The organism is Desulfovibrio desulfopostgatei, assembly GCF_053570645.1.
On sequence record NZ_JBRBQS010000002.1, the window covers coordinates 2,771,821 to 2,783,426 of the forward strand.

Genomic DNA, 11,606 nt, shown 5'->3' on the forward strand with positions numbered 1-11,606 from the left:
ATTTAAAGAAAAGGGTAGACAATTGGCTTTCTGAGATGGATAATTACCTTATTTCTGTGTAATTCCTTTGGAGGCACCCTGTATGCCATTATTCATGCCACCGTCTGCCGTAATTCATTATAGAAGTGCATTCAATGTCAAATCTGCGGAAGAAGGATTATCGGAAAAATTGCGCCGAATTGTTCGGGGTTGGTGCCAATCGCGAAGAGATGTCAATGATGTTGGGCGAGAAGAATTGTCGCACGGATGGTTTTTTTCTGGAGATGCCGAACAGCATGTTTGCGGCGAGTGCCATATTCGTACCGCAAGCAATAAAGGAAAATATTGCTTCCGCGATCCAGAGCATTGGGCCTTTGAGTTGATCCATCCAGATCAAAATATATACTCTCGCCTTTGGTCGGTTAATATCGGCATAACGAGGGTTGATGACGCAACCATAAGGTTTGCATGCCTGCTACAGCATGGTGTGAGGACAAATTATGTTGGCCCGCAATTCGACACTCCCCCACCGAGTGTTCCTAAGTTTATTCGTGATGTTTTAGAAAATGAGAAATTCGAGTGCTTTAAACGCGAAAGTAAAATCAATCCAAGACTATATGATGTTGGCATATTTGGTGGAAAATGGATGGCCGAGCAGATATGTAATACACAAAGGCGCCTTCCGATACTAATCTATGTGCAGAGTTCAAATACTGACATGGAAACAAAGTTCGATTCGTTGGCCAAAAAAAACATTGGCAATGCAAACTGTTATATAATATCAAGCACTGCAGACTTGAATGAGTTTAATTCCAATGTACCATATGACCATCGTTTAGCCATAGGAATGATGCGCGTCTATTTTCGATACTCAATTTTACCTGAAACTGGATTTCGGCATAAATTTTATTTGGAACAAGAATTGAGGGACAATCTGAGGAGCATTGATCAGGAAATAACATTCGCTTTGTCACAAAATGCTTTGAGCTTTATGCCAGAAGAAATTGTCGAAATTAAGCATGTAATAGAAAGAAGAAGGCTGAGCAATATTTTTGAAATGCGGGAACAAAAGACCTCCCGTGACAATGCAGAATATATTCAGTTGTTAGATGCCGAGCTTGATGAAAAAATTCAAGAAATTGCCTTGAAAGATGAAAAAATGCTACAGTTAGAAATTTCTTTGGAAGCAGAGCAGGAAAAGGCTAAAGACCTTTCATGGAAAGCTACGCAATATGTTGGATGCATGAAAGACAAAGAAAGCCTTGAAGGTTTAATAAATAATTTGCGTCAAGAATTTGATATCCCTCGTTCTCTATACGAAGTATTATCTCTTGCAAATTTGCGTTGGAATGATTCTATTCTTATTCATGAAAACGCGTATAGAAGTGCCCAGCAATATGAACACGCTGAAGATATGAGGATAGTTCAAGAAGCATGGAAAATGATTAACAAGCTTGCGTTGGTCATGCATAACTTAAAATTTTTAGAAAAGTCTAATGACCTTGAAACCATTTTCCGAAAAATAACTGGAATAGATTTTTCAATGACTGAAAGTAAGACTACTAAAAAGGATGCAAAATTTGCAAAAATGCGAAAATGTACATGGAACAAGGCAGATGTAACATATTATCCTCATCTTAAGAGTGCGGTTAAAGATGATTTTCGCCTCCATTTTTCATTTTTAGAAGAAGAACGAAAAATACTAATTTGTCACTGCGGTAAGCATTTAGACAATGCCAAAACTCGTCACCTTGATTAGACTTTCATCATCAGGTCGGCATTCTCTCAATATCTATAAAATCAGCATGTTGAAGCGACCCTACCCCACATACCCATTAGTGACTCCCAATGAGGTGTACACACGGAATTCTTCCGGTGTCAGCCACCTAATGAACTTGAAGTCGCCGCTGCTTGTGTACCGCCGTCTGGTTTCCACTGTTCTACAAGCTTGTGCAGGGAATAATACGTTCTGATTTTAAACGACCCTCCCCAAATTATCCTCCAACCTTTCGGCATGTTATGCATCTATAGCGTTATTGCTAAATTCTGTGCCGTTATCAACGTTGGTACACTGAGCAACATCAAAGAACGCGTAGTATTTTCCAGGACACGCCCCCCCCATGCACACTATCCACTTCGAGTGCCGAGCTTGCACTTAGCTAACCCAAGTGTGAGCTTCTGTCCTCTTTGCTCTAGATGGTGGCAACATCACTTCAATAACAACGTCTCCATATCTTCTGAGACATACATAAATGACTGAGGGGGGTGAAATTTTGGGAAATGCCTCCTGAGTTCTGCAAGAGGAATTGAGTGGGGCAGGACGGTAAATTCATCAAAATGTATAGACGCCCCCACTTCCTTACCCGAAAGATACGCAAAAAAATAATCTTGAGATAGCGCAGAAATCCGCCCAGCCTGTTCCCATAGCTGAGCAATGGGCAACCTATGAACCTCTTTCACCTCAAAAAAGCCAATTACATGTCGCTTCGGAGTCGGTACATATACGTATACTCTGGAGACCCCATCTGGAAATATTCGTCTTATCTCAGCCCTCTTTTCCCCGTTTATGATGCATTCCACATACTTTTGCCTGATCGAGATCAGGATGCTTCGTCTATCGGCCATCGCGGAATCCTAACTTGTATATCATTTCAAAAGTTTTTGATTCAATACGGTATGGCGAAACCGTCAAAAGTTTTCTAACTTCGCTCTCCGCAATAGTGTCCGCGAGTTTCTTGAGGGGAACAGGCGTCTTGAACACCTCAGTTTTTGAGAAGGAGATTGCCATCATCTCCTTGTAGGGATCACCCCCCGCAGTCTCAAGAATATTCTTCCAAGAATAGACCCCAAATCGTTCATATCTGGAAAAAAGGTTCTTTACTGGAGCAATATCAACTTCGTCAATCAGTGAAATTCCAACAGCACATTTATTTGGCCCAGGATGCTTATTTTGGCTGACATACCACACAATCCGAGCGGGTTGATTGATCATCGTTCCTTTACTATGCCGGTAGTATACACGACGTGTTTGCAGAATGAGCTCTGGGGTCCCGTACAATAACCCTTGGAAGTCTTTTGCTGTAATCAATTTCTTTGCCCATTGAGGCTGTATCGGCACGATGTAAGTTGGAATGTCCAGCCCCTGAATTTTGGCTGGCCAAAGGATGCGTTCCACTTCGAACAAAGATTGGACAGAAAGCAATTCATCGTCTGCGTCGTTGATGCCTAGTCGACTGAAGGCCTGTTGTGGAGTGATAAGCCCCTTCTCAACGGGCTTAACAAGTCCTTTGTTCGTCTGCTGAAACGCCGCGGTAAGTAAAGCCGAGACAACAAGTGCCCCACAATCGTTATCGGCCACTACGATCTCGGTGGCTCCCATTTCAACGGCGTTTAGCAGGATTTTTTCTATGATATGAATGCTTATGGTGTGGAGATGATTTGCAAATTGTTTTAGCCGAAGAAGTTGGATAATGATTTGTTGTCCTTTCATGAAGTAGATAACAATGCCTACTTCATCACCATCAATGCAGATGCGTAGCAATGAGTACTCGGATATTAGCGAGGGATTGATAGTCGTTTTGGCTTTGAACTCGTGTTTCTTCTCCCCGCTTGCTTTGTATTTTCTGAATAAATTAGAATGACTATACTCTCCGATCGGGCGGAATTGAATTTCAGACTGAGGTAGGTAGGCAGGGTAGTAAAGGTCTTTCCCTTGATCGTTGCAGTAATTAACCACAAACTCCGTAGGGGTGTACAAATGTATACCAAATTTTCTTGCAATTTCATCTGAATGACTGATTATCTTCGTATCATTCGTGATAAAACTGTATGCTCTATTGTAAATTGCAGAGGCTATTTGGTTTGCGTCATATCGATGTTTTTCGCCGACAATGGCTACTACACTTTCCGTAAGTTCATGATTTGGACATTTATCAACTACGCTAAATGAATTTAATAAATCCCTTGTATGTTGCCGTTTTATTTTGTCTGAACTCCTGTTCACCTCATTGAAAGAGTAACGAGAGATGCGGTAATCAATTTCGTCAGAATATGTAAATGTCAGCAGCGATTCTGATACGATGTCGCTTTCTAATTTCGCAGCGATGAGAACGTTAAGGTCTAATACAACGAGAATTTTGACTGAGTCCGGCACCAAAGAGAGAAGCGTTGGTTGCAGGGCAAGTTCCCAAATAGTCAGAGTTGTCTCCTTGCTCCCTCGTCCGGCGGTTTCTGCGCGGGCAATAAATCCATTTTTTTCCCAAAAAACGTCTATTCCGTAGTCTCGTCTACATCGGACAGTTATACGGTTCATATGGGATGTGTGTTGCTTCAGATGAGAAATGAGTTCTTCAGCAATACCCTGTCTTCGGGCATTCGGCCGCACACAAACATGTGCCAGCCTACACACGAGGTTTTGCTTCTGAGCAGAGAGAACATAACCGAGAACTTCATTGGACTCGGAAACAGCGACAATAATGTTGCCTCTTGCTGCGTAGTCCTCAAAGGCGCATTCAGGTAGAAAGCCGAGGGTTTTCTTCTGACTGTCGCCAAGAGAGATCACGTCTGGGAGCAAGTCCCTTTTTTCGGTGATGTTGTGTATTGAGTACTTCATGCTGGCATGCTTGTTTGCTGATTTTAATATCAAATTTTAGATCAAAAGCATAGCTTGGTAGGACTTCTTAATCATACCCCCACCGGCCTCTCACACCAGCACGATACCTTCGTCCAACACAGTCAACAGGAAATCGTACAGATCTAAAAACAACCCTCCAGTTCAGAATCGCCGCCGAGGCCTGCCCCTTCGCAGCTCAAAAAAAACACACAATTGTCGGAGCTACAGATGGTTACGGCGGCTCTACCCCGCACATATCTAGCAGATTGAAGACACCCCGCAATACTCGCATTTGTGGCAACGCGCAGCATTGCCTGCACTACTGGCGTCGAAAAGCGATTAAACGCTTTATCCTTTCACATGGGTAAACAAGTCGCACACCTCCACCCCTAGTGCTTTGGCAAGTTTTTCAAGCGTAAACAGCTTGCAAGTTGCAATTCTGGCATCTCTCGCTCTCGCAACGGTGTCAGGTGCGACTTTCGAGATGTGCTGAAGTTCTTCGTACGTCATTTCTTTATCTTTCATAATGCTGCCAAGATTACTCGTAAAAGGCATACACCCTCCTTTTTCACTTGGATGTATCCTAGAATTTCTTGACAGCCACTTGGCTATAGCATAGTGAAACTCAAATGCCGCAAATCAAATAAGGGGAAGACTATGACGAAAAAGAATAATGATCTTAATGAACTGATAGTTCTTGTGCTGCAAGTTGCTGGCGGAATACTCTTTTCCGTTTTTCTGCTGAATAGTTACCTGACCTTTAAAAGGTATTCAGAGCGCTACGCACTGAAAAGCGCAGACATGCGTGTTTGCGACTCTGGAAATCCCCTCCGGTACATAACCGTCGCAATAGGTTGGAGCGTACTGCTAATACTGTCAGTCATTGCCTTTCTTGGCTCGGTAAAAGGAATCCAGCTAAGTTTTCAGTATGCAGCAGTATTTATTTGCTCATGCGCAGGGTTGATTGCATCACTGGCAGGCATGTTCGTTGTGTCAATGCGCATAGCAACAACGCAAATTGGCGTTCTTGTCTTTAAAACAAAGGGAACCGTAGTTATTCCCGCAGACCCGCATAACAATACCCTAGAAGACAATATCTTCAGGCTAAAAGCGCTGAAAGATTTATGCTCAATGGAAGAGCTTCGTGTCAGTGAAATCAGCAAGGTAACACGCCAAGGGGGCACCAAAGTTTTTATTCATGGCTCGTTTGGTGCGCGCTGTGTTGCATGGCGTGACAAGCAAAAACGGGACGAATGCATTTCCGCGCTCGAAATGGCTTGTGGAAGGCGCTTAAGCAGCATGGATTTAGGTCAGTAAGCTCCACATGATTGAGCTTAGCACGTTGAATATTTTAATCACAAAGGAGAAGGTAATGAGAATGTTGAATATTACATTATTAGCTGCCATTTGCTTATTATTTTCAACTGCTGCAATTGCAGACAGTTTAAGTGATTGTCCGGTTAGCAAGATGCTTGTAAAGTGCCCAGAAATGACAGTGCCGGAAGATTCGCGAAGAATAACTGCGAATGCTTTTATCAACGGCATCTCAAAAGTCGCTGATAACTTGGGAGGCGTTCTGAAGGCTACAAGTTGCCAAAAAACGAGTCAGAACCAGTACCGAATTGACATGGAAGGCTCAAACCCTTTGGTAGCCACACCGATCAAAGAAATTTATGAATTTCAAGTAAAAAACGATTATGCTGTGCTTAGCTATGTCTACAGGACTAAAGAGTTGACGCCTTACGAGATTGAATTTTTTTGCCATCGCATTATTACTGCCATCTCGTGGTGATAAGCTTATCTACAGCATTGAATAATGACCACGCCTTAACAAGCCCCCGGAAAAGCTCACTAGGTTTGTCGTAATGGGGAGGGCTAGCTTCCCTCCTCACAAACCCGCAAGAGATCATCGTCCAACATATTCAACAGGAAATCGTACAGCTCTAAAAACAACCCATCTTGCTCTAAATCATCCCCCCGCCCCGCCCCTACCGCTTCGCAGCCCGTAAGAGATACCGCAATGTCGGCATTGCACAATGCGGGCACGGCCCTATCCCACCCATCATGCAGATCAAAGAAACCCCGCACAAAGTCACATTTTAAGTATCGGGCTGCGTTGCCCGCATCAAGGGCATCAAGAAGGCGATTACTGCTATCAATGGTGCCCACGATATAAACGGAAACCAGCGGTTCGCGTTCATAGAGACCTCGGCACTCAGTGACCCAACACGACAAGGCAGGAATGTATTCAGGGGTATCAGCCTGGCTGGCATGAATAACGTCTAAAAAGCCTTGGACTTCAGGGAACCTGTCATGGACAGCATCTGCCGCCGCATTACCAATGTCCCCGATGCCAATGAAAGCAATGCGCTGATGGTGATGGAGCTGATTGTCGCCCTGTGCTTTACCCACGTGGGCCAGTTTGGTGGTAATGGATGCCTCTAGCTCCTTGATACAAGCGATGACTGTGTTTGACTGCAATGCACTTTTCATACGGATACTCTCCTTTCTTATTTGTGAAATTAAACTGACAAAATAAAATTTTCTGTTACAACCAGATCAATATATGTACTCATATTGACAAAATAATACATCTATGATACAATTATTGTGGCGTAAGCCATAACCACCAGAAGCCATTCGTACAATGCGAATGGCTTCTTTTTTATCATTATTAAAATCGTTGGAGATTTAAATGAGTTACTCTAAGGAGATGTGCGTATTCCTGTTGTCAAACCCGCAATTGATTGAAGAGGATTCATTGACAGAACACGTAGAGGCCACTGTTTTCAAAGCCATCAATGCGGCCATTTCCAATCGCTTGGGCGAGCGGTCGCCGTGGCGCACTCGATTCGGGCTGGTGGTGGAGGATGAAGACGGCAACGATGATACCGTTTTCGCCCCGTTGGATTGGCCCACAAAACCTGGCCATGCCGACTTGGCTGTTTTCAGGCTGGCGGAGACTGACCCCAATGCCAACAGCTATTGGCTCGGCAGCGCACTTGGACTCAACAGCTGCACGTTATGCTTTGAATTTTGGATGGACGGCAGACCGGCAGGCCCATCCCGGTATAAAGTCAAACAGCACTTGGAGGCTTTTCAAAAGGAAAAGGAGGTCCTTCAAAAAGCTGGATTCCAGTTCACCAAGCGCGGCACCCTTATCCTACCCTTTTCCCTCGACCCAGTTGTGGTTGCCAAAGAATTCCCCGACCTCAAAAAATCACTGGAACCCATGACCGCAGCGTTAGAAAACGTGCTCAAGCTTATGCCGGAGTTCGATAAATTTGTTAAAAACACCCTCCCGCCTAACAATAGCTGACATGAAAAAAGGCTCTCCATTTAATCATGGAGAGCCTTTTTATTCATATGAATTTAAACTTTTTAGCATAAAGCAGTATAAGCCAAAGTGGGATATCTTCACTGTCTGTAAACAAATTTGCTTCTTCTGATGCGCGCTTACATGACCCTTGAAGACTGCCAGCTTCAAAAATATCAGGGTGATTTTTAAGGAATTTTTTCATTCTGTTAAATTCAGATTGTTTTTTGTTTTCTAAAAAATCAATGCCAATGATCGTTATAAGTCGTTCCAACGCGGCTATTCTATTTTTTTCAGAAGGCTGAACTGCCCCTGAATTGTGCGACTTGACTGCTTTGCCAAGAACATCCTCAGAAAATCGTGCATTACTATAGTAGATTATTGCTTCTGACACGAAATCGTTCAGCTTTTCGCCAGTACCTTTAAGCTCCTCTTTTACGGCATCCAAAACTGAAAGCGCCCCAACAGAAAACGTATACCCTCTTTGGTTCCCGCTTTTTAGAATATCATCCGCTTTAAGATCTTTGATATCTGGCACAACAACGGGGTCCTTTTTACCAGATTTTGCCTTCCTCTGCGTGTCATTCGAACCCGTACTTTTCCTTGCCATTTAACCCTCCATTCCATGCCATATGCCCATATTCAGCAATAAAGAAACGAGTGAAAAAAGTATTGTTAAAAACGATGCTAATAGCAATGGTCAAAACAACGTTTCTATCATTTAACTAAGGAAATATTGAGCCCGCGCAAAGAAAAAGGGCCCTCATATATTTTTCTTTTAAGAGATATTGTTATGCAAAACAGATCAAATAAGTTAACGGTTAATATAATATTATTTATATAACTAGTTACTTCTATAGATAATCATAGTGCTAATAACAACACATACTCAATATTTACTATGTTTATTCGTACATAACTATCAAATTATTGCCATAGTGATTGTTAATAATTCATGATGCAATAAATCTTTGAGGCGAAGATCATTTTTTTGATTTTTTATTTTCATGACCATTTTAATACACCCATCAAAAAACAATGGTTAAAGCAATGTTTTCAGCCATGAAATTAGCAATGTTAAAAACATTGTTTTTACCCTCGTTTTGAGCTTTCCCACGCCACATTTCAACTTGCCAACTTTTAACACTCGCACAGCATTGTTTTTACCATTGCAAAAACCATGTTCTAAAACTCTTGTTCAGAGTAAATTTTGCAAAAATTAAAATAATCCACAAAACTTCGCTGCGAACATTGTTTTTATAATTGTTTAGTAAAATCAAAATTTCCGTGTCGAGTAATAATGTAATATTTTCAGCACTATTGACTTTTCTTAAATTTGTGGTATACTGCATTCTGCTTTTTTTATTTTATGGAGGTACACATGACTTGAGCCCCTTTCTTTTTCATATTTATATATAGATATGCTTAAGAATAGGAGGTCAATATGACCAAAGAGAAGAAAATGAGCTTGTCAGAAACCATCATCAGAACCCCCAATCCTCACGCAAAATACACTGCAAGGACTTGTGGGCGACTGACGATGATTTGGAGAAGTGATCCCCAATATCTCACGCACCACAACGAGCCATATCAGGGATCACTTTTTAACGGCGGGCAATACAGTCGTTTCGCAAAAAAATTTGCGACGATTGAGAATGAGCCGGACTGGTTCATTACGCTGAACTTCGACACTAACGTGTGGAAGAGAATTGACGAAGACACCTGCGAAAGGGCGTATGACGTCTTTCAGGCGTACACAAACCTAGTCATGACGAATTTCCCTGGTGCTTGGTTTGGGTGGGGCGCTGAACTTGCCTTCCGCAACACAGGTTTGCATTTCCACACTTTCGGCTCTTTCGGCCAAGAGCTAGAAAGAGAGCAAAGGGTCTTTCTGATGAGAACCTGGCTGGAGATGACGGGCAGCACAAATAAGAGCGCGTTTAAGCCAGTAAAGGCTGAAAGCTCGATTCGTGGCTACCTTTTTTCACCAAAGAAGAAAGCCCGAAAAGAGCAATTCAGGGATATGTTTCCCGGCCGGCACATGTTCGGCATAGTTGGCAAGAAAAACATCACCTTCGCCAAGGCCTCGAAGGCATACCCTATTAGCCACGAAAAGAAGCTGATGATTGAGCGGCTTGTTCTGGACAGGGTGTACTTACGCAACAACCTCGATCCAACGCGCTTTCTCCAGTACGTTAGGCGAGAATTTTACCACTTCTCATTTTACCCAAAGGAGGTTGTCGATGAGATAAGACAAATTATTAAAGACCGTAAATACTAAACAATTGTTGCCCCGGCTGAAGTACCAGCCGGGGCAACTTAATTTATATAAGGCTTGGTATTTGGAAGGAGAAGCAATGAAAACAGCATTTCTTGAGATGAACCATATAAACGCTAACAGATATAAAGAGATTAAAGATATTTTCATGCATAAATGAACCCGCAGTGCATGACATACTTAGAATTAGCAGATTTTTTAAAATTATCGCCCGGCACCGTCAGAAACAACTGGCGAAGCTACCCCCATTTTTTTGTCACTCCCGCTTCTTTCAAGAGTGAAAACTTACGGGGCGCGCGATTTAATCAAGATGATATTTTGCAATATTTTAAAATATTGACGGAGAACAGCAATGGCAATACGCGAAATCGTGAAAAAGAATGGAATCGTGTTCCAAGCCTACTTCAAGTTTCAGGGGCACCAGTACTCAAAGATTTGCTACAGCCGAAAAGAGGCAAAGGAATGGGAGCAAGTCGCAAAAGTGGCCCTAAATCAGCAGCAAGCTACGCCACCGAGTTTGATGTTTTCCCATGCTAGTAGGGTATACTTGCAGGACTGCAAAGTGCGATTGACGCCCAACACGTTTCTTGAGCAAAAACGCCACCTCTGCGAATTTGCGGCTTTCCTTACAGAGGATGTCGCCATGACTGACATTACGAAGGCCATTGCTACCAGTTTCATACGCTCAACAGAAACTGCGCGTGGTGGCAAGGCTGCTGATCGCCGCATTCGCACGTTGAAAGCGCTCTGGAATTGGCACAAAGACGCTGTTCCAAGAAATCCCTGGCGTTTTGTTGCCAAGCCCGCTGTGGAACAATACGTCAAGTACGTGCCTACCCCTGACGACATCAGCAAGGTTCTGGCTGTGGCAAAACCGTGGCAAGCTGATTTGCTCAACACGTTGCTGCTCACAGGGGCCAGAGTGAGCGAAATTCTCAATTTAACGTGGGAAGACGTTGCTGACCACTCATTGAAGCTTTGGACGCGGAAGCGCAAAGGAGGGGCAAGGCAGTACCGGACTTTGCCCATAGGCAGCAGCTTACATGCCATTATAACGGCCCAAAGGGCGATAACAGGCAACACGACCCATGTTTTCATCAATCCCAATACAGGAGGACCGTATTCAACTCGTCAGCAAACCATCCGGGATATGATGAAAAACCTTTGCAAGAAGGCTCAGGTCAAAAGCTTTGGTTTTCATGCCATACGGCATTTTTTCGCCGTGAGCCTCATCCAATCACAGCAGGCGGGGTTGACGGACATCCAGCTCCTCTTGGGACACCAGAGGGCCACTACGACCGACATCTACCTGAAAAGCGTGGCGCCAGACATCAACCATTTGGCGGCTATCATTGAACGTGCGGTTCAGCCAGCATCTAGCCGGACGCACGAGGTTGAAGCCGACAGGTAGCACAGGACAA

11 protein-coding genes are annotated in these 11,606 nt (G+C 43.4%); 6 read left to right on the forward strand and 5 right to left on the reverse strand.

Going from position 1 to position 11,606, the window contains the following annotated elements:
- Positions 1-82: 82 nt before the first annotated feature.
- Positions 83-1,738: a hypothetical protein gene (locus ACUZ9Q_RS12185; RefSeq protein WP_449247959.1), complete on the forward strand. Its 1,656-nt coding sequence runs from the start codon at positions 83-85 to the stop codon at positions 1,736-1,738.
- 449 nt (positions 1,739-2,187) lie between these two features.
- Here the strand turns inward: ACUZ9Q_RS12185 and ACUZ9Q_RS12190 are convergent, their stop codons facing one another.
- From ACUZ9Q_RS12190 to ACUZ9Q_RS12200, 3 genes are all read right to left on the reverse strand, one after another.
- Positions 2,188-2,604 carry an ASCH domain-containing protein gene (locus ACUZ9Q_RS12190; RefSeq protein WP_449247960.1) on the reverse strand — a complete coding sequence of 139 codons (417 nt, stop codon included), beginning with the start codon at positions 2,602-2,604 and terminating at the stop codon, positions 2,188-2,190.
- Positions 2,594-4,591 (reverse strand): GNAT family N-acetyltransferase, encoded by a 1,998-nt coding sequence (locus tag ACUZ9Q_RS12195; RefSeq protein WP_449247961.1) that lies wholly within the window; start codon positions 4,589-4,591, stop codon positions 2,594-2,596. Before ACUZ9Q_RS12195 ends, ACUZ9Q_RS12190 begins: the two co-directional genes overlap by 11 nt.
- A gap of 348 nt (positions 4,592-4,939) precedes the next feature.
- Positions 4,940-5,146 (reverse strand): helix-turn-helix domain-containing protein, encoded by a 207-nt coding sequence (locus ACUZ9Q_RS12200; RefSeq protein ID WP_449247962.1) that lies wholly within the window; start codon positions 5,144-5,146, stop codon positions 4,940-4,942.
- A 102-nt stretch (positions 5,147-5,248) separates the two neighbouring features.
- Between ACUZ9Q_RS12200 and ACUZ9Q_RS12205 the strand changes: the two genes are divergently transcribed.
- Both ACUZ9Q_RS12205 and ACUZ9Q_RS12210 read left to right on the forward strand, forming a co-directional pair.
- Complete coding sequence (locus tag ACUZ9Q_RS12205; protein ID WP_449247963.1) at positions 5,249-5,908, forward strand: hypothetical protein; 660 nt, start codon at positions 5,249-5,251, stop codon at positions 5,906-5,908.
- A 55-nt stretch (positions 5,909-5,963) separates the two neighbouring features.
- Positions 5,964-6,383 (forward strand): hypothetical protein, encoded by a 420-nt coding sequence (locus ACUZ9Q_RS12210; protein WP_449247964.1) that lies wholly within the window; start codon positions 5,964-5,966, stop codon positions 6,381-6,383.
- A gap of 83 nt (positions 6,384-6,466) precedes the next feature.
- Here the strand turns inward: ACUZ9Q_RS12210 and ACUZ9Q_RS12215 are convergent, their stop codons facing one another.
- Complete coding sequence (locus tag ACUZ9Q_RS12215; protein WP_449247965.1) at positions 6,467-7,084, reverse strand: hypothetical protein; 618 nt, start codon at positions 7,082-7,084, stop codon at positions 6,467-6,469.
- A 202-nt stretch (positions 7,085-7,286) separates the two neighbouring features.
- Between ACUZ9Q_RS12215 and ACUZ9Q_RS12220 the strand changes: the two genes are divergently transcribed.
- Positions 7,287-7,910 carry a hypothetical protein gene (locus tag ACUZ9Q_RS12220; RefSeq protein WP_449247966.1) on the forward strand — a complete coding sequence of 208 codons (624 nt, stop codon included), beginning with the start codon at positions 7,287-7,289 and terminating at the stop codon, positions 7,908-7,910.
- A 43-nt stretch (positions 7,911-7,953) separates the two neighbouring features.
- On the opposite strand, the gene ACUZ9Q_RS12225 is transcribed toward ACUZ9Q_RS12220, so the two are convergent.
- On the reverse strand, positions 7,954-8,517 hold the full coding sequence (locus tag ACUZ9Q_RS12225; protein WP_449247967.1) for a hypothetical protein: 564 nt from the start codon (positions 8,515-8,517) through the stop codon (positions 7,954-7,956).
- Between the two features lie 834 nt (positions 8,518-9,351).
- On the opposite strand from ACUZ9Q_RS12225, the gene ACUZ9Q_RS12230 reads away from it, so the two are divergent.
- Entirely contained in the window at positions 9,352-10,188 is an 837-nt protein-coding gene (locus ACUZ9Q_RS12230) for a hypothetical protein (RefSeq protein ID WP_449247968.1), read from the forward strand.
- A 349-nt stretch (positions 10,189-10,537) separates the two neighbouring features.
- On the forward strand, positions 10,538-11,596 hold the full coding sequence (locus tag ACUZ9Q_RS12235) for a tyrosine-type recombinase/integrase (RefSeq protein ID WP_449247969.1): 1,059 nt from the start codon (positions 10,538-10,540) through the stop codon (positions 11,594-11,596).
- Positions 11,597-11,606 lie beyond the last annotated feature (10 nt).